Source organism: Micromonospora sp. GCM10011541 (genome assembly GCF_042650725.1).
Lineage (GTDB): Bacteria > Actinomycetota > Actinomycetes > Mycobacteriales > Micromonosporaceae > Micromonospora > Micromonospora sicca.
Genome location: NZ_JBHSBP010000069.1, coordinates 1 through 17,496, shown reverse-complemented (window position 1 = coordinate 17,496; position 17,496 = coordinate 1). Strand labels below are relative to the sequence as shown.

Annotated in this window: 16 protein-coding genes, 1 tRNA gene and 1 pseudogene; 7 read left to right on the top strand and 11 right to left on the bottom strand. The window is 66.9% G+C overall.

Features of this window, described 5'->3' with window-relative positions; genetic code table 11:
- Positions 1–2 precede the first annotated feature (2 nt).
- Together ACFOYX_RS27935 and ACFOYX_RS27930 are read left to right on the top strand one after the other, a co-directional pair.
- Positions 3–626 (top strand): FkbM family methyltransferase, encoded by a 624-nt coding sequence (locus ACFOYX_RS27935; RefSeq protein ID WP_322443764.1) that lies wholly within the window; start codon positions 3–5, stop codon positions 624–626.
- Positions 623–1,996 (top strand): hypothetical protein, encoded by a 1,374-nt coding sequence (locus ACFOYX_RS27930; RefSeq protein ID WP_322443765.1) that lies wholly within the window; start codon positions 623–625, stop codon positions 1,994–1,996. Before ACFOYX_RS27935 ends, ACFOYX_RS27930 begins: the two co-directional genes overlap by 4 nt.
- Before the next feature lie 43 nt (positions 1,997–2,039).
- On the opposite strand, the pseudogene ACFOYX_RS27925 reads toward ACFOYX_RS27930, so the two are convergent.
- Positions 2,040–3,576, bottom strand: a pseudogene (locus ACFOYX_RS27925) (arginine--tRNA ligase).
- A gap of 122 nt (positions 3,577–3,698) precedes the next feature.
- Complete coding sequence (gene gltX, locus ACFOYX_RS27920) at positions 3,699–5,102, bottom strand: glutamate--tRNA ligase (protein ID WP_322443766.1); 1,404 nt, start codon at positions 5,100–5,102, stop codon at positions 3,699–3,701.
- Positions 5,103–5,165: 63 nt separating this feature from the next.
- On the opposite strand from gltX, the gene ACFOYX_RS27915 reads away from it, so the two are divergent.
- Positions 5,166–5,666 carry a hypothetical protein gene (locus ACFOYX_RS27915; protein WP_369292989.1) on the top strand — a complete coding sequence of 167 codons (501 nt, stop codon included), beginning with the start codon at positions 5,166–5,168 and terminating at the stop codon, positions 5,664–5,666.
- A gap of 12 nt (positions 5,667–5,678) precedes the next feature.
- Here ACFOYX_RS27915 and ACFOYX_RS27910 read toward each other — a convergent pair whose 3' ends face one another.
- Positions 5,679–6,173, bottom strand: a complete 495-nt coding sequence (locus tag ACFOYX_RS27910; protein WP_322443767.1) for a hypothetical protein — start codon at positions 6,171–6,173, stop codon at positions 5,679–5,681.
- Positions 6,174–6,329: 156 nt separating this feature from the next.
- Here ACFOYX_RS27910 and ACFOYX_RS27905 point away from each other — a divergent pair.
- A tRNA-Lys gene (locus tag ACFOYX_RS27905) sits at positions 6,330–6,404 on the top strand.
- Positions 6,405–6,976: 572 nt separating this feature from the next.
- On the top strand, positions 6,977–7,864 hold the full coding sequence (locus ACFOYX_RS27900) for a DUF5677 domain-containing protein (protein ID WP_322443768.1): 888 nt from the start codon (positions 6,977–6,979) through the stop codon (positions 7,862–7,864).
- 577 nt (positions 7,865–8,441) lie between these two features.
- Here the strand turns inward: ACFOYX_RS27900 and ACFOYX_RS27895 are convergent.
- On the bottom strand, positions 8,442–9,023 hold the full coding sequence (locus ACFOYX_RS27895; protein WP_322443769.1) for a hypothetical protein: 582 nt from the start codon (positions 9,021–9,023) through the stop codon (positions 8,442–8,444).
- Between the two features lie 761 nt (positions 9,024–9,784).
- Positions 9,785–10,354 carry a hypothetical protein gene (locus tag ACFOYX_RS27890; protein WP_322443770.1) on the bottom strand — a complete coding sequence of 190 codons (570 nt, stop codon included), beginning with the start codon at positions 10,352–10,354 and terminating at the stop codon, positions 9,785–9,787.
- 128 nt (positions 10,355–10,482) lie between these two features.
- Between ACFOYX_RS27890 and ACFOYX_RS27885 the strand changes: the two genes are divergently transcribed.
- Both ACFOYX_RS27885 and ACFOYX_RS27880 read left to right on the top strand, forming a co-directional pair.
- A complete protein-coding gene (locus ACFOYX_RS27885) occupies positions 10,483–10,779 on the top strand; it encodes a hypothetical protein (protein WP_322443771.1) in 297 nt (98 codons plus the stop codon).
- 106 nt (positions 10,780–10,885) lie between these two features.
- Positions 10,886–11,725 carry an HNH endonuclease gene (locus tag ACFOYX_RS27880; RefSeq protein ID WP_322443772.1) on the top strand — a complete coding sequence of 280 codons (840 nt, stop codon included), beginning with the start codon at positions 10,886–10,888 and terminating at the stop codon, positions 11,723–11,725.
- A gap of 643 nt (positions 11,726–12,368) precedes the next feature.
- Here ACFOYX_RS27880 and ACFOYX_RS27875 read toward each other — a convergent pair.
- From ACFOYX_RS27875 to ACFOYX_RS27850, 6 genes are all read right to left on the bottom strand, one after another.
- Positions 12,369–13,019, bottom strand: a complete 651-nt coding sequence (locus tag ACFOYX_RS27875) for a hypothetical protein (RefSeq protein WP_322443773.1) — start codon at positions 13,017–13,019, stop codon at positions 12,369–12,371.
- A 64-nt stretch (positions 13,020–13,083) separates the two neighbouring features.
- Entirely contained in the window at positions 13,084–13,383 is a 300-nt protein-coding gene (locus tag ACFOYX_RS27870) for a hypothetical protein (RefSeq protein ID WP_322443774.1), read from the bottom strand.
- Positions 13,373–13,681 (bottom strand): hypothetical protein, encoded by a 309-nt coding sequence (locus ACFOYX_RS27865; protein ID WP_322443775.1) that lies wholly within the window; start codon positions 13,679–13,681, stop codon positions 13,373–13,375. The genes ACFOYX_RS27870 and ACFOYX_RS27865 overlap by 11 nt, the downstream gene beginning before the upstream one ends.
- A gap of 86 nt (positions 13,682–13,767) precedes the next feature.
- Positions 13,768–15,273: a hypothetical protein gene (locus ACFOYX_RS27860; protein WP_322443776.1), complete on the bottom strand. Its 1,506-nt coding sequence runs from the start codon at positions 15,271–15,273 to the stop codon at positions 13,768–13,770.
- Positions 15,270–15,659: a hypothetical protein gene (locus ACFOYX_RS27855; RefSeq protein ID WP_322443777.1), complete on the bottom strand. Its 390-nt coding sequence runs from the start codon at positions 15,657–15,659 to the stop codon at positions 15,270–15,272. The genes ACFOYX_RS27860 and ACFOYX_RS27855 overlap by 4 nt, the downstream gene beginning before the upstream one ends.
- A 265-nt stretch (positions 15,660–15,924) precedes the next feature.
- On the bottom strand, positions 15,925–17,403 hold the full coding sequence (locus tag ACFOYX_RS27850; RefSeq protein WP_322443778.1) for a tyrosine-type recombinase/integrase: 1,479 nt from the start codon (positions 17,401–17,403) through the stop codon (positions 15,925–15,927).
- Between the last annotated feature and the right edge of the window lie 93 nt (positions 17,404–17,496).

Below are 17,496 nucleotides of genomic sequence, written 5' to 3'. Positions count from 1 at the left end.
CGATGCTGCCCTACACCCAACCCGCGCCGTACCACTCGCAATGGGGCGAGGACCGCTGGCTCGCAGAGAACTACCACCTTCCAGCGCACGGAGTATTCGTCGACATCGGCGCTGGCGACGGTGTACGCGGCAGCAACAGCCTCTACTTCGAGAACCGTGGCTGGCGCGGCCTCTGCGTGGACGCCGACCCCCGCAACCACCAACGGCTCCGGCACCGCTGCTGCGCCGTGGACACCTGCGCCGTATCCACGACCCGCGGGCTTTGGCCATTCGGCATGTACGCCCACAAGCCCTCCTGGTCAGGTCTGCAGCGGCGCGGTACGGACTACCAAGAGATCCTCGTCGCCTGCCGGACTCTGGAAGACCTCCTCGGCCAGTGGTGCATCGACCAGATCGACCTGCTCAGCATCGACGTCGAAGGCACCGAACTCGACGTCTGGGACTCCTTCGACCACACCCGGCACCGGCCAGCCATCGTCATCGTCGAGTTCGACGACGACCACCCCGACCGGCACCGCCGCACCATCCAGCGCCACCTCGGCTCGGACACCTACGAACTGGTCCACGAGACACCAGCGAACCTGATCCTGCACCGAACAGACCGACCCTGGCGGCGACGCCGATGATCGGGCCCGGTCTGCAGATCAACCAGCTACTACCCGACGGCAAGGTAATCGTTGTCTGCGGTCGCGTGGACGACGCGCGAGCCTGGCAAGACTTACTCGGCCCGACCCGCTGCCTCGCCCTCGCCCTGGACGACGTACCGCCCGACACACGCCGTCGAACGCTGCGCGGCGCGTCCGACTACCTCGCGTGGCAACACCATGCCATCGGTGGGCTCGACGGCTCCGGCTGGCTCGCCGGGCCGGCGAACGCCTTCGACCCCGCCAACACCGCGACGCTCGTTCTGCCCGACCCGCTCGATCCGCCGCATGCCGGAGCCCGCCGACGAATCGGCGTCAGACAGCCCGCGTGGCGGCTCTTCGAGGACAAGACCGTGGTCGACGCGCTCTGGGACACCGCCGGGGTGCCCCGAGCACAGTCGATCGTCAGCGATGGCACCGCTGACCTCGCCATGCTCGGGGCGATCGTCGACCAGGGCACCGGAGTCGTCTGCTCCTGCCAGCCGATTGGCGCCGGACCGTCGGCCGGCGGCGACGGCATCTGGTGGTGGCGCAACGGCCCATCACGGACAGCCATCCCCACCGCCGAACCCGGGACCTGGCGAGTCCGGCTGATGCCACTCCTCGAAGGAATCCCGCTACGCCTGCACGGGATGGCCCTCACCACCAAAGTCATCCCATTTCCGCCCATGGAACTCGTGACGCTTCCCCGGCCCGAACAAGGGACGTTTCTCTGCGCTGGTGCTGTTCCCACCCTCGGCCGCGCTGCCGACCTCGTCACCCAGACCGAGCGCCTCGGGGCTGGTCTGCGCGAGCGCCTCGGTTACCGCGGCGGGTTCTCCGTTGACGGCATCCTCACCGCCGGCGGGTTCCTCCCCACCGACTTCAACGCCCGGCTCACCTCCGCCATGGAAGCGGCGCCCTCTGAACGTCGAGTCCTGCTGCACGCGGTCAATCTGCTCGCGCGGGACGGAATCGAGCCCGACACCAGCGCTGTCGAGCAACTGGCGGAAGAAACCTTTGCCGCTGCCGCCACCTGCACGATCTACGGCGCTGCGACGCATGCGGATCCGAGGAGTCCCCGAGAGGCGGCAGTCCGATGGAACGGCGACCGGCTGGTCCCCGCCCCGAGCGGCGCCGCAGACGGAAGCCTCGTCATCACCCCGTCGCCGCGAGGCTGGCTGCTGACCGCGACCCTTGCCACCGACCGGCTCCCGAGCGGTGGCCGGGTCGGGCCTTGGGCACCCGAAGTCTTCCGGCTCAGCGACGAGGTCCTCGGCACCAACTTCGGCAACCTCGCACCCCCATTCGACCCACGGTCCACCTTCTGCCTGCCGGGAGCCCGGCTCAGCTCCGAGTCCGCAAGGGAGTAGACCTGCCAGCCAGGCGAGCGAGCGTGGTTGAGGGCGCGACTGGCTACATACCGTCCGGAGTGGCGATGCCCAGCAGGTACAGGCCGTGGTGCAGGACCCGGGCGGTGAGGTCGCACAGGGCCAGCCGACTGTTCCGCACCTCGCCCTCGGCGCGTAGGACCGGGCAGTGTTCGTAGAAGCCGCTGAAGGTGGCGGCGAGGGTGTGCAGGTAGCCGGCGAGCCGGTGGAATTCCAGGGTCCGCTCGACGCCTGTGACGACGGTGCCGAAGTTAACCAGTTCGAGGGCGAGGGCGTGTTCAGCCGGGTGCACGATCGAGATCGAGGTTGCGGTGAACTGCCCGATCTCGGCGCGGCGGAAGATGGACCGGATCCGGGCGTGGGCGTACTGCAGGTACGGGGCGGTGTTTCCGTCCAGCGACAGCATCCGGTCCCACTTGTTCCGGTCGGTGGACAGGTCGGCGTACTTGATGGCGCCGATGCCGACCGAGCGGGCGACTTCGGCGATGGCCGCTTCAGGGAGGTTGAGGTTCTTCTGCCGCGCCAGATCGGCGGCCCTGGTCACAGCCTCGTCCAGCAGTCCGACAAGTTTGATCGAGCCACCTGCCCGGCTGCGCAGCATCTTGCCGTCAGAGCCGAGGATCGAGCCGAAACCGATGTGCTCGGCAACCGCTGGCGGGCTTAGCCACCCGGTCTGCCGAGCGACCGCGTACACCATCTCGAAGTGCTGACGCTGCGGCAGCCCCACGACGTAGAGCAGCCGGGTCGCGCCGAGATCCCGGGTCCGGTGGCGGATCGCCGCGAGGTCGGTGGCACCATAGCCATATCCGCCATCACGCTTACGCACGATGATCGGCAACGGCTGCCCGTCGCGCCCCGTGAAGCCCTCCGGGAAGACGCAGGCCGCATCGCCGCAAGGTCAGCTCGTCGCCGCTCTGCAGGGCGACCACCCGCCGCCTGGCCCGCTCCTTGAACGCGTCGTCGGCGTCGAACTTGACCCTGGCCGCCTTGTAGAACGAGTCCAGGTCACCGACGGACAGTTCGTGGGCGGCCTCCGACTCGCCCAGGTCGAGCAGGTGCTCGATGAGCATCCCGAAGGGTGTGCCCCAGTCGCCCAGGTGATTGGCCTTGATCACCCGGTGCCCGAGCCACTCCAACAGCCGTACGGCGGCGTCACCGATGACGGTCGACCGGAGGTGCCCCACGTGCATCTCCTTGGCCACGTTCGGTGCCGAATAGTCGATGACCACCGTCTCGGGAGCGGCGCTGGGCGCGACGCCGAGCCGGGTGTCGGCGGCCATGGTCGACAGCAGCATGCCGAGTGCCGGGTCGGCGACCGTCAGGTTGATGAACCCCGGACCGGACACCTCCACGGCAGAACAGAGGTCCGCCAACGCAGCCTGGCCGAGGACCTCGGTGGCGATGTCCCGTGGCGGGCGGCCGAGCCGACGTGCCAGGGACAGTGCGGCGTCGGACTGATAGTCCGCGTGCTGCGACCGCCGCACGGCCGGATCGACCGGTCCGCCGGCCACGGTTGAGAACGCCTGGGCCAGCCGGTCGGCCAGCAGTTTCTCAAGATTCATGAAGGGTACGCCAATCTCGCTCCGATCCGTCTCAGCCAGGGAGGCGGATCTTCCGGAATGCTCAGGGAGCGGATCGATCGACGACAGGTTGACCGGCGGATCGATCCGCCGGTCGCAAAGGGTCAACTCAGGCGGTCGAGGGCGGCTCGCAGGCGAGCCACGGTTCGCTCACGTCCGAGGACCTCGATCGACTCGAACAGCGGCAGCCCGACTGTGCGGCCCGTCACCGCGACCCGTACCGGCGCCTGCGCCTTGCCGAGCTTGAGTCCCCGCTCGGCGCCGATTGTCTCCAGCGTTGCCTTGAGCACCTCGGCCCGCCACTCGCACGTCTCATACGCCTCGACCACGGCGGCCAACAGCGCTGGGGCGTCAGCTTTCATGGCCTTCGCCCACGCTGCCTCATCGGCGGCCGGCTCGTCGAGGAACAGAAAATCGACCATCGGCACGATCTCGGAGAGCACAGCGATCCGGGTCTGAGCCAGCTCGGCGACAGCAGCGAACGCGCTGGCGTCGTACGCCTCCGGCCGCCAGGGCACGGTCTCAGCGCGCAACCACGGCTGACACGCCTCGACAAACGCCTCAACCGACAACGCCCGGATGTAGTCCCCGTTGAAGGCTCGGAGCTTCTTCACGTCGAAGAACGCTGGCGAGGGGTTGACATCCTCCAGCCGGAACTCCGCCACGATGTCATCCCAGGGCAGGATCTCCCGATCGCCGGACGGCGCCCACCCGAGCAACATCAGGTAGTTCCGCATCGCCTCGGCGAGGTACCCCTCGGCGCGGAAGTCCTCCAGGGCCACTCGGTCCCGGCGCTTGGACAGCTTCTGCCGCTTCTCGTTGACCAGGATCGGCGCGTGCACCCACACCGGTGGCTCAGCTCCCAGCGCCTCCCACAGCAGCTGCTGCTTCGGCGCGTTGGGCAGGTGCTCCTCAGCCCGGATCACGTGGGTGATGCCCATGACCATGTCGTCGACCACGTTCGCCAGCAAGAACACCGGCGACCCGTCGCCGCGGGCGATCACGAAGTCCTCGATCAGCGCGTTGTCGAAGGTCGGCTTGCCGCGTACCAGGTCGACGATCACGGTCGAGCCGTCGTCCGGCGTACGGAAGCGTAACGCCCGGCCTTCTCCGACGGTTTGGCCCCGGTTCCGGCAGAAGCCGTCGTAGCCCTTGTGCTCGCTGCCCGTACGCGCGATGATCTGATCCCGGTTGCAGTCGCAGTAGTAGGCGCGCCCGGCGGCGAGGAGCCGGTCGATGGCCTCGCGGTGGTGCTGGGCGTAGTCGGACTGGAACAGCGGGCCCTCGTACTCACTCGGGCCGATACCAAGCCACTCCATCGCATCGAGGATGCCCTGGACCCACTCCGGGCGGTTCCGCGCCGCGTCCGTGTCCTCAATCCGCAGCACCATCGTTCCGCCCGACTGTCGAGCCAGCACCCAGTTGAACAGGACGGACCGAGCATTGCCGACGTGGAACATGCCCGTCGGGGAGGGCGCGAAGCGCACGCGGAGATTGGAACTGGCCACGGACAGCAGGCTACCGAACCACGGGCGTAAAGCCTGACCGATATCCGGGTCGGAGCTTCCGGGATGAGGAGGGCCGCCCTCGTCCCGGCGGACATGCCGCAACCGGGACCCAGGTCGTCCTCCCCGCCCTCGACCCCGCTTCGGCCCCCGGACTTGATCCTGCTCTCCTGCGGCTTCGGCGGCGGCGTCCTGGACCCCCTCGGCCGGCAGGTGCTCACCGCCAGCGCCTACGGCGCCACGACCCGCCGGCTCGTCGACGCCGGGGACCGGCTGGGCGGCGGGCGGATCGCCATGGCCCCCGAGGGCTGCTACAGCCCCGACTACCTTCTGCGCCCTCGCCACCCTCAACGCACTGACCGGCGCCACCACGAACGTCACCGACCCCCTAGCCCACATAGTCGCCGCTGGGCCAACGACCCCTTACTCGACCACCAGCGGGCCGCCGTCGACGAGGCCGCCCCTCTCGTGCAGCGGATATCCACGGCCCCCGGTCGCCATCGCTTGAACTGCGGCCGGCCCGACAGCTCGCCCGCGAACCGCGTGCGGGTGCCCGCAGGCTGCTGACCGCACGAGCCCCTACCACTCACGACGAACCATCCGCGCCCGCAAGGCCAGCTGATCCCCGAAGGGGCACCCCCAGGCACAGCCGACCGCCGCGTCAGGCGGGGACAGCGGCCGGTTCGTGGCCGGCGGCAGCGAGGCACTTCCCCCGGGGGTCCCGTTCGCCGCCGGCCACAGCCGGCGCCCGAAGACAAGGACCACACCCACGCCCGGCGCGACGACGACCTCCACGCTCAGCTCATCCCCGCGGCCTGCCATCTGGTTCAACCCACCACGCTCTCGACCACCAGTCACAGTTGGACGGCGGCGTTCGTCGCCGGCGTCGTCGCGGACGTCCATCACCGCCAGGCCACCGAATCCACACTCCACCGGGCGGTCGGCGCCGCCGCCCGCACCGAGGGGCCTGTCGCCCTCGACCGTCCTGGTCTGGATCACCGCCACCACCCCCGACAAGGGCTCGGTGCCACCGGACCTACTCGCCTGCCGCCACTGCGCCAACACGATGATCACCGTGCGGCTGCTCCTCAGCGACGCGGTCTACATCTGCCGGCCCGCCTGCCCACGCCGCCCACTACCCGCCGCGCAACTCAGCGCCCAGGGCCTCGCCGCCGGGCGCTCGGACGGACGCCAACGGCGGGGCGGGCTTCGGGTAGCCTGTGGCGCAACGGGCCGTTAGCTCAATGGCAGAGCTGAGGACTTTTAATCCTTAGGTTCTGGGTTCGAGTCCCAGGCGGCCCACCAACGGCATGTGAGCTGGCAAAACGTGAATCCGTTTGGGCGGTACCCGAACCGCCTTAGCGATATGTGACCTGACCTGGGCAAACGTGCGTGTCCCCGGTGGAGCGGCCGGGCTCATGCGGCGACGGCGGAGTGTTCCGACGGCACGTTGATCGGCCGGACCAGTTATGTCGGCGGGTTGGGTCCGGCTCGCGCAAGCGGTCCCCGCGCGGCGCTTCGGATCCTGTCCGGCACTGTACCGACGACGGCGGCCGGCTACGTCGATGAGCTGCCGAGACTCTAACTGAGCTGGCAACGCGGAGCGTGCGCTGGCCGACCCGTAAGCGGTGACAGCCGGTAGCGAACGGATCGCGGCGAATGAATGCGGCCCGATCGTCGGCGCCGTGATGGTCGTGGGACGACATCGGTGTCCGGAATACGGCGGGCGCGCCGTGCCTCTGCGTCTGCCGGGTTGAGGTCGCGTCGATTCGTACCAGGCCATGCGCAGCTGGCAGACACGGGGACGACACGGGCCCGGTTCGCTGGCGGCGTTATTGCCTTGGGCAGGTGCACAGCTCGGCAATATCCTGAGCGGCGTGCCCGAACCGTACCTGTCCGTCGCCGGACCTTTGGGGGACGTGTTCGAACCCCGCTGGGCCGAGCTGCAGGATGCCACGGACGAGAACCCCTTCATCTACGCGGGCGTTGAACTGCTCAAATCCGCCGTCGTGCTGGCCCACGGACTCGCCGACGCCCCGCGGGAAGGACCCCTACCAATCAACGCGGCCATACGCTGCGGGCTGATGGTGCGCGCTGGCAAGCTCTGCCTGGATCTGCTCGCCGACGTCTGCAACGGCCAAGGACGCCAGCAGATCGGACTCCTCCGACAGCTCACCGAGACGCTGGCGAATGTCGCCTACCTGTGCCGCGACGACGAACAAGGCACCCGGCACCGCGCCTACCTGTACGACAGCCTCATCTCCGAGCGCGAGTTCCTGAAAGTGATCGAACGCCGCCGCGCCAGTGGCGACGGCACCGAATTGCCGATCGAAGGACGCCTGCGGCGCTCGATCGAGGACACAGCCGGGGCCGCCGGGATCGACCTGGACACCATCCCCGGTCGACGCCAGATCGGTTGGCCTAGCGCGCAGGACCGGATCGAACAGGCATTCGGGGCAACGGCATATCCGTCGTACCGGGTCGGGTCCGACGCGCTGCACGGCGGCTGGTTCGATCTGATCCGCAATCATTTGAACCAGGTCGACGGCGGGTTCGAACCGGAATTTCGGCCCATCGGCCAGCGTCCGCAGGCGCTGTTAGCAGCCGCGATCCAGTTGTCCATGGTCGCCCTGGTCTTCCAGCAGCATCAGCCGCCACAGATGCAGCGGCTCTTCGGGGAGCACCTGGCCGCGGTCCTCGGCCGCGCCCACCGAGTTGACGACATGCATGAGCACTGGCTTGCCTCCGATGCCGGGTCGTCCTAGATCACACCAATTGGCCGCCGACGTGGACGGGCTTGCGAGGCTTCCATTCCGGGCCGATGTGACGTTTGTGGTCACCGATCTCGCCCGGTCCTCGACGCGGTGACGGCAAATCGCGGCCAGAGAGTGCGCTCAATATTTGGCCCGCGTGCTCCTCGGAGCAGCGCGCAGTGTCGCGAGCGGTCGTTGGCAAGACAAAGTTGTCATACCCACCTGGCAAGCTTCACCCCATGACGCTCCGTATAGATGGCAGTTGGACTGGTTGGTCAGGTGACACCGTGGTTCAGCTCACCAATGGTTCCGTTTGGCGCCAACAGGAATATCACTACGAGTATCACTACGCCTACCGACCGGAGGTAACCGTCTCCAACGGAAAGATGATGGTCAAGGGCATGCGAAAGGCGATCCGAGTCCACCGAATCGCTTAGAGTCATCCTCATATTCTTTTTGAGCTCAGGGAGTGGTTCAGGTTGCCGCGCGGAGCGAAATTGATTGATAGTCGCCGCCTGGCAGCCGACCCGATCATCTACGCACGAACAGCGGCATGCGAGGGCTTGCGATCTATCCGATTGTCCAGTGTTCAATACCGTTTCTGCGTGATCTCACGGCCGAGCGCTTCCACACCGTAGCGAGTATTATCTATGATCTTCGCCAGTACATGCGGTGCGTAACGTGCAACATTATCGAAGGGTGAATCTACTGATAGGATTTCGACGCCTGATTTCCCGCGATGGTAATGATCAAGGTACTCGACGATCGCCTTCCGCTCATCCTCCGGAAGCGCTATAAACGGATCGCGCTCGGTATAGTTATGCGCCTCGGTCAGGTGAACAAACCTATTTCCAAAGTCGTATACCCGCTGCTCCCACCCGCCCTTCGGAACCATGACTGCATCCGGGATTCGTTTGATCCCGGCTCCGTCCTGCTTCGGGATGCCAAAGCCGAGACCGGCGACGCACGCAGACAGGATCTGCGCCCTGTCATTCGGGTGGGTGCGGAGATAATTCACCCGAATGAGCGAGTCGAGCTCCATGCGCAAAAGTGAGCCCGCGATCGACCACCACTTGTTCTCAACTGCGGTGTTGATTATCTGCCGATGTTCGGCCGAACGTTCCTCCGTCGCTTTTGCGAAGAAGGCGAACTCCTCTTCAAGGTCTGTCATCACTGCATCGTAGGGCAGGGGGTAAGTCCGGCGTCGACGCAATGGGCCCAAAACCACGTGCACTGCCATCGGCAAATGAGTGAATTGATCATGAGAGCTAGCGGTCAGTTCGCGACGATATGTAGTCGCCGGTGTCGAGGAGTCAGGTTCTATGTCGATGCGAAGCCCCGGTGGCGAGTCGGCGTGGGCCAGCTCTGGCGGAACGGGTCTCGTTCCTGATTGGCCGTGCGGTCGTTGTTCTGGCCATGTCGGGAGCGAAGCGCCGCACACCGGTCGTGGTAGTGCGAGCGCCGAGGACGGCACCTCTGTCGGCGGAAGATCGCCAGCAGGCGGTCACCGCCTTGGCCGTCATGATCCACCAGTGGTGGTCGGGCTGCCGGGGCCGCAGCGCCGATGCTGTTCGCGGATCGGATCCGTCGGACGACGCTGCGGCGGATGGCCATCGGTGAGCTGGTCAAGGTAGGCGTCGGCGTACGGCCGTCAGCGTCACGATCGGGCCCTGAACAGTGTAATTGCGGTTCGGGTTCTGCCACATCCGGTCCACCAACAGCGCGTGGGCTGGGCAAACGTGAAACCGGATGTGGCGGTACCCGAACCGGTGCGGCAAGGTGGCCCATGACGTGCGGAAACCGCACGCGCGCCGAGATCAGGCATGGCGGCTGGGCCGTGGGACGAGCGGTTCGGAAGATGGCGGGCTTCCGCCGCGTGGTGAGTCATCATAGCGATGCACCGCTGATCGATGGTGCGCAACGGGCGATGGATCAACGGCTCGCCGGAGGGTGCGTCTTCCGCAGATCGTCCAGGGTGATCGAGCGGCGGCCTGCGGCGATTGCCGCCTCGTACGCGGCATTCAGCTGCTCCTGCGTCACCGTTGCCACGCGCTTGCGGCGGCAGTTGCACGCGACCGTACGCCGTCCCGTTCCTGAGGAGACTCCGGCTGGATCCCACTCGGCCACGAGCTTCTCGTACTTCGCGCGTTCGGCGGCAACGCCCTCCTCGAACCACAGCCCGTCGGTGAACGGTTGACCGGCTTCGTGGGCCATGAGGCGCGCCTCGATCAGGTCTACCCGTGGCTCGGGCGGCTTCCGATCCGTCGGGTCCGTGGTGTCGCCGACCACCGCATCGCGACGCCGACGGGTGATCTTCATGCCCGGCACCTGGGCCGTGAGGCGCCCGCCGGGGTCACCGTTCTGGGCCTCCAGCGCACCGAGGACCATCACGTGACCGTTGCCATCCCGTGTGATCTCGGTGATGGGCCGACCGCAACCGCCGTTGCCCCTGTCGTCGCATCGGACCTTGACGATTCCCCCGCCTCGGTTGGCCGCCACCATGGGGCAGAGGCTACCCTTGCCCGCAGAACTCCAGCCTGCGTCCGTGCGGCATGGACGGGTCTGCGGCCCGCCGCTCCGGGTTTCCGCTCTTTGGACAGCGCCCAGCAGCGCTCCCAGGGAGCTTCACCATGCCCGGAAACCGATCCTCTCGCAACGGAGACCGCAATCCGAACCCGCGCAACGACCAGTCGCTGCGGCCGTCCCGCGCCCGGCTGATACTGCCCGCGACGGCCGGGACGATCCTCGCCGCATGGTTCACCGCAGCACTGCACAACACGTTGGCGCTCGTCGCCGGCGCCATCCTCACGGCGTCCGTGCTGTACGGGGTGGTGTATCCAGCGGTCTGGTCAAGATGCCCCCGGCGCCGCCGGGCAGCCCGGCGGGTACTGCGCGACTTGCTCCGCTGGATGCTCGGTCGCCTCTAACCCGTGAGCGGCGGCGGCCGGCAGGGTGCCGGCCGCCGCGCGCCGCGGACGGCGCCGCGGCGCCGAGGAGTAGCCTCTGCCCGTGCGCCCGAAACCACCCGAGTCGATGTCCATCCGCCTGCGGGACGGCCGAACCATCGACCTGGCGATGCGTCCGCACAACACCGGGGAGTGGATGGACGTCACGCTGATCGAGGTGCTGCAGCCGCGGTTCCCCGAGCGCTGCCCGATCTGCGGCGAACCGGCGACGTCGGACGAGCATGTGCCGCCGCAGCGGCTGGGCGGCCAAATCATGACTCGGACGTGCCATCCGTGCAACAACCGGCTCGGTAGCCATGTGGAGCCCGATCTTGTGGACTGGTATGACGATGCGATCCCGCGGCCGGGCTTCCGGTCGGAAGCTGTCCAGGGACGGCGTCGCGCGGACCACCTTTTGTTCCGGAGCACGGCCGCCGGAGAGTTCGGTCTGATCATCGATGGCCGCGGCGATCCGGAGATCACAGCGGCTCTCGCGTCCGGCATTGTGAATCTCGATGTGCGGCCGCCGAACCGCAACAGGTACATGCTGGCTTTGCTCAAAAGCGCGTATCTGGCCGCGTCCCTGAAGGTGGACATCCTCCACGACCAGGGGGCCGAACAGGTCCGCCGCGACCTCCTAGCGGCCCGCGACGCCAGCAGCCGGAAGGCCGTGCCGGTGAGCGCGCTCGCCCTCGGACTGGCCGTTCTGCGGCGGTACGAACCCGTCTCACACGACTTTCCGCCACTCGTACGCGCTGTGCTGCACGAGGAGGGCAACACGGTCGACGGCGTCGTGCTCGCCGGCCGAATCTTCGTCTCGTGGTCATCGACGCTCGGCGCGGAGGCGCACGGGCCGTCCGGCCGGCTGGACGCGCGACTGGAGGTCGGCACCCCCGATGATGGGACGGTCACATCCGTCAGCCCGTAGTCGCGTCAACCCACGCGCGCCTGCCTGTGCCTTGTCGGCCTTTTCGAAGGTGCATGTGATGCCTGCAGCCCCCGGAGGTCCTCCGCACGTCGGCTGACCGGGTCGTGGACGCCTTCGCTGGGCTTCACCTCGAATTAGTCAATCTGGCCGAGCCTCTTGACACGGCCGAGCGCCTGGTATTCCGGGACGCTCTCAGTGTGCGGCGGGTAACCGGCGGTAAGCCGGTCAGGGCATGCGTCGGCGTACCGCCGGTAGCGCCACGATCGGCCCCTGAGCTGCGGGAATGCGGTTCGGGTTCTGCCACATCCGGTCCACCATTAGCGCGTGAACTGGCAATCGTGACACCGGCAAGGCGGGGCGAACCGCTTCGGTCAGGTGCGCCGTGAGCTGGGCAAACGCCCGGAACTGGCGCCTTCGACGATGCGGGATCTCGAGCGGGGGTGTCAACACCGGCTCAACCGTGAGCCGGTGTTGATATGAGCGCGCCGGCCGGTGGCAGAGAAGGCCCTCGCAACTACTGGTCACCGTCACGCGCGGATAAGCACGGCGGACTCGAGGCGACGCCGAGCGCGGGCCAGGTCGTCCTGGGTCAGCTGCGTGAGACCACCGGTGCCCGCGTCGAACATGTCGTCGAGGTAGGAGGCTATGCCGTGTTGATGCGCAGCACCTGCGGCTTCCCGTCATCGACGGACAAGATGGCGTCGTATCTGCCACTGGCTGGTTCGGACGTCGGCCCGAAGAACAGCTGACTGTACGACGCCGTCACCGAGTAATCACCGCCGACATGGATAAGCCCGGTTGACGGCTCGAAGCGTGGCTTGGCGTTGATGGAGGGGTCGCCGTTGAGCTTCCAACTGACCCTGCTCGACCCGGCGCCAGAATAAGTATCAGGGCATTCTGGGGGCAGCTGCGATTTCCTTGTCTTCACGCATCTCTCGAAAGCAGCCTTCACCAAAGATAGAGCGAGCTGATCGGGGACTTGGGGATTGCGCTTCTCGGTAACTGGCCTGGGCGTATCGTCGTAGTTTCTCAGTTCTGCTAGCTTCGCCTTTCCCTCTGCCCACTCGACTCGAGCCCAGAATTCGATGATCCTCAACTTGAGGTCGGGGCCGGATGTAGTCTCGTAGGACGCCGTCATGACCGCAGTGCCGAGCACGTGGAAGCGGCCTTCCTCGCCGTTGTAGTGGATGACGGCACCGTCGCCGGGTGCACCGTGGATCCGCCATGTGACGTTGGTGGCATCGCCGGCCCCCCAGTGCTTGACCTGCTGGGGGCAGTTCTGGGGTTGCAACACTTAGGGCCTTCGCGCAGCTTTGCAGTCCGCCAAGGGCCGCTCCGAGGACAGCGGCGTCGTTCGATCAGACCGGTCGTGTGCCATTCTCGGCGGGAAATGAAGACTTGGGCTCGGGCGGGTCCGGAATGATGTTGCAGAGGATGATGGCCACGATTGCGCCAGCGATCCACTTCCATGGGAAGGGGTGGGACGCAGAGGCTGGTTCCTCCTCCGCAGTGCGCTCATCGTCGTCATCGGAGTCCGCCGGCGGATAGATGATGTTGTTGTCGCCGTGAATGATCGTCGAACGATGGGCTGAGCCGAAACTCCGATTGCCTTCGACGGTGTTCTTGCCCGCCCGCCCAGCGGCACCATCATCGGTCATCCTTCTTACCTTCTCCAAGACGGTTTCGGTTGCCGTACACGACCTGGCTGTTGGTCGCGGATCCGAACGACTTGTCGCCCTCGACTCTATTGACGTCCGGGCGGGTGCTGACCGCTGAGCGACTCGACGAAGCTGGGCTCATCGGACGGACCCAGGTAAGCCAAGTCACCACCAGGGCAATCGCCGCGACCACAAGGCCAGCGACGGCGACCCAGTAGGCGCCAGCTGCGCGGTCCTGCCTCCACAGCACAACCCCGAAGATCGCGGCGGCCACGAGGACCGTCAGCGGTCCACTCACGACGGCCACCTTACGTGCATTGGACATCTGCCCATAGTCACCTACTCCCGCAATAAGCGGTAGCACCCCAGCCCCCACTGCCGGCGTCAGCGGCCGAGGGCGGAGTCGTAGTCGTCCAGGTGAAGAGCGTCCTCACACATCGCCGCGAGCCATGCGGAACTCACATCGCTGACCGACACGCCGGATCGGTCAGCGGCGGCAACCGTGTGAAACCAGCCTGAGACGGAGGTGCCAGGAATCCGTGGGATCGAGGTGAGATCCACGACGTCGCCGAGGTCAGTGCGGGTGGAGATCGCAACTGCGGCCCGAGCGGCTGGCTGCGCGGTGAGGTCGAGGCCCAGACCAGTCAAAAAGTCGCCAACGCTACCAAACGTCTCAAGCCACGCGGTGAACGTTTCTGGCCAGGCGGCCAGGGACACGGGCAGATCTAGCGGGCCACCACCGTCACCGAATCGCACAGCGAGCAAGAGGTCCGCGGATCCAGACTCCCGGCCGAACAGCTGATGCTCCGCGGCCGGTGGAGGGCTGAAACGGGCCCATGCCGCCGGCTCACCGTCGTCGCCAGGCGCGCGGAGCACGGCACCGAAACTGGCCCGGGCATGGTCGCCGTACCGCGCCCATGCCAGGCCATCGATGTCAACGTGGCGAGCAAGAGCGTTTATCATCGCCACGCTGCCGAGCAAGGCCAGCAAAGCGTCAGATATCTGCTTTGCCCTTCGCGCTGCGGGCAATTCCGTGCAAGCGACTCGCCAGAGAAACCGGAATTCGGCCCGCTTACCGCCGTCAGTGACCGGCGAGTTGTAGACACTGCTCTGATCGCGGGCATACAACGCAAGGCGCGCGGCGGCAGGGGGCAACACTGACCAACGCTCGAACTGCGGTGGCTGGTCCGTGGCGAAGGCGATCGGTTCGTCTTCGCCGGCGGCGGCGCCGGTCCTCGCAGTGGCGGTCCGTTGGGCCGGGGCTGACGCATGTGTGACGTCTCGGTTCCCGACGTACACCGTCCCGTGGTTATCGCCGTACACGTGGACCGTGGTGCTGCTATTCGACCTGTCGGAACCGCCGCCTTCGAGGTATCGCCTGCCTCGCGAGGTAAGCCGCAGAACGTTAGTGGGCGGCTCATTACCAGCGATGCCGTCTCCGGCAGACAGAAGACCCCCGCCGATCAGGTAGTCGACCGCGTCGGAGACATCAGCTTGGGTGAACACGTCCCCCTCGTACGCCGCTCGAGGCAAGGACAGAAGATTCGGCGCGAGGTCCTCGCGCGACCCTGACACCCAGCGCAGAACTTCCTGACGGCAGGCCTGCGCACGGCGCAGTGGATCATCGCGGCGCTTGTGGCGCGCCTCGGTCTCAGCACGACCCCGGCCCGTGAGAACAACCGCGCTATTGAAGATCCCGAAGACGAGATGTGCCTTGATCAAGCCACGCCGGTCAACGTCTTGTAGCGTCTCCAGCCACAGGTCCATCTCTTCGGCCGGCGGGTCTCCGTCGAACAAGTCGCCCAGGCTGGCGACCGCCGACGGTTCGGGCGGGCGCCAGCTGACGAGCCAGTCGAGAAGTGCATACTCCCTGCTGGTGGCGTCCCTCACTCGGCGCTGCCCAGGCCAAGCTTCAGTTCGAGGTACTTGGTGAGCACGACCGACACCACTGAACCGCTGGCGAGGCCCAGGAAACGGATCACCCGGAACCCCAAAGACTTGATCTTGCCGTCGTCGGGGTTCGGTCCTTCGATCTCGTACTGCACGGACTCTGCCGCGCGTACAAGCTCCTCGCGATCACGATCCGCCATGTTCAACGATCCGGCTACCTCAATCACCGCCCGCATGATCTCAGCGATGTCGGCGGTAGCCATGTTGCCCTGGGTCGAGGCGAACTGCGTGACATCCCGGTTGCCCGACGCGATGTTTCCGCTGTTGGCTCCATGGACGGTGACCGTGTTGTTCGGTCGAAAGGCGTGAGAGGCGTGGTCGGTCACGAGTTGATCCCTTCCGAAGTCGTCAGCGAGTGTAGCTGCACAAACAACCTCCTCTCGTGACACCGCGCGACCGGCACGGCACGCACGACGGCGTTGGGCTGCGCACCAGAAAGTGCTGAGGCCCAACGCCCTCTTGTTAGGACTTCCCGCTCAACGGTCCGCCGCAGCCGGCGGCCGCGGCAGGCGGCCTCGCAGCGATCAAGTGGAGTTCGACGGTGTGGGCGGCAGCGCCGAGATGCCGCCCTGGCCTGGCGTGCGGTTGTGTCTACGCGGCGCGTTTACGTCGGCGGGGGAGCAGTTTGGCGGCGGCTTCGGCTTTGGCGCGTTCGACGTCGAGTTCGGCGATGACGGAGGTGTAGACGTCGGTCATGGCGGCGGAGGAGTGGCCGAGGAGTTCTTGGATGTCTTTGAGGTCGGCGCCGGCGGCTTTGAGGTAGGTGGCGGCGCAGTGTCGCAGGTCGTGCAGTCGTATCGGGGGTAGGTCGGCGTCGCGGACGAGGTTTTCGAACCGGTCGGTGACGGTGTTGGGGTGCCAGGGTTGCCCGTCGGGTTGGACGAAGAACAGTCCGGTGTCGGGCCAGGTGTGGCCGGCGGCGAGTTTCCATTGGGCGCGGCGGGCGTGGTGGGCGCGTAGGACGGTACGGGTGATGCTGGCCAGGGCCATGATCCGGTTCCCGGACTCGGACTTGACCTTCTTAATGACGGGTGTGTAGCCGTGGGTGGCCATCTGTTGGGTGACGCTGATCAGGCAGTTGTCGAGGTCGATGGCGGTGTCGGTGAGTCCGACGGCCTCGCCTCGGCGCAGGCCGCGGTGCAGGATGAGCGTGAACAGCGGGTAGAGGGTGATGTCGTGTTCTTCGGCGTGGTCGAGGAACGCGCCGGCCTGCTGGGGTGTCCACACCATGACGGGGCTGGGTCGCTCGCCGGTGTCGCGCCACCGTTGGACGGCGTTGGCGGTCCAGACCCGGGCCTTGGGACGTACCCCGGAGGGCAGTTCGATGTGGGCGGCGGGGTTGAAGTCGATGAGCCGGTTGTTGCCGCGGCGGATGGCGTCGTTGAGTGCCTTGCGCAGGGTGGCGCGGATTCGGTGCATGCTGGCCGGTCGGGTGGTGCGTAGGCCGCGGACGCTGGCGCGGATGGCGGGGTCGTCGCTCTGGCGGGCGATCTCGATGGCGGTGCTGCGGTCGGCGATGGCGGTGAACATGGCCTCGATGTGCTCCACCCGCAGTTTGACCAGGGGGATGGCGCCGAGGTGGGGGACCAGGTGGGTGCGGATGTGCGACTCGTACGCGAGCAGGGTGTTGGGTTGGACGCTGCGTAGGTTGCGGCGGGAGGCCAGCCACGACTCAAGGTATTCGCCGACGGTGGTGGTGACGGTGGCGGGTAGCCCGGCGCGGACCCGGCGGGCGATGGTGTCGCGGTCCGGTAGTGGGGCGCCGGAGGTGACGGTGAGGAGCATGTCGGCGATCTCGGCGGCGACGGCCGGGTCGTCGCTGGCGAGGGCGAGCAGGGCTTTGGCGTGGTCGCGGTCGGTGATGGCGGCGTCGCGGGTGTCGAAGGTGCTGCGGCGTAGTTGCCGGCGCGGCTTGCCGGGGTGAGTGGGCAGTTCGAGTTGGTAGGCCCACCGGCCGTGGGTGGGGCTCCACGCCCCGCTGGGTCGGCGCAGGTGGGGGCAGCGGTTACCGATTTTGCGGCCGTCGCTGTCGCGGCAGGAGCAGCGTTTGAAGACGGACCGTTCCGCCATGGTCAGGTGTTCCCTTCTGTCGGGGTGTGCCCTGCGTTCCGCAGCTTCGCTTCGATATAGTCCGCGAATCTGGGGTGTGAGCTGGACAAACAC

Coding starts and splice junctions, on each gene's coding strand:
- ACFOYX_RS27895 (WP_322443769.1), bottom strand. CDS start 9,023: ATGACAGACCTTGAAGAGGAGTTCGCCTTCTTCGCAAAAGCGACGGAG.
- ACFOYX_RS27880 (WP_322443772.1), top strand. CDS start 10,886: ATGTCCATCCGCCTGCGGGACGGCCGAACCATCGACCTGGCGATGCGT.
- ACFOYX_RS27915 (WP_369292989.1), top strand. CDS start 5,166: ATGAGGAGGGCCGCCCTCGTCCCGGCGGACATGCCGCAACCGGGACCC.
- ACFOYX_RS27885 (WP_322443771.1), top strand. CDS start 10,483: ATGCCCGGAAACCGATCCTCTCGCAACGGAGACCGCAATCCGAACCCG.
- ACFOYX_RS27930 (WP_322443765.1), top strand. CDS start 623: ATGATCGGGCCCGGTCTGCAGATCAACCAGCTACTACCCGACGGCAAG.
- ACFOYX_RS27935 (WP_322443764.1), top strand. CDS start 3: ATGCTGCCCTACACCCAACCCGCGCCGTACCACTCGCAATGGGGCGAG.
- ACFOYX_RS27870 (WP_322443774.1), bottom strand. CDS start 13,383: ATGACCGATGATGGTGCCGCTGGGCGGGCGGGCAAGAACACCGTCGAA.
- ACFOYX_RS27850 (WP_322443778.1), bottom strand. CDS start 17,403: ATGGCGGAACGGTCCGTCTTCAAACGCTGCTCCTGCCGCGACAGCGAC.
- ACFOYX_RS27890 (WP_322443770.1), bottom strand. CDS start 10,354: ATGGTGGCGGCCAACCGAGGCGGGGGAATCGTCAAGGTCCGATGCGAC.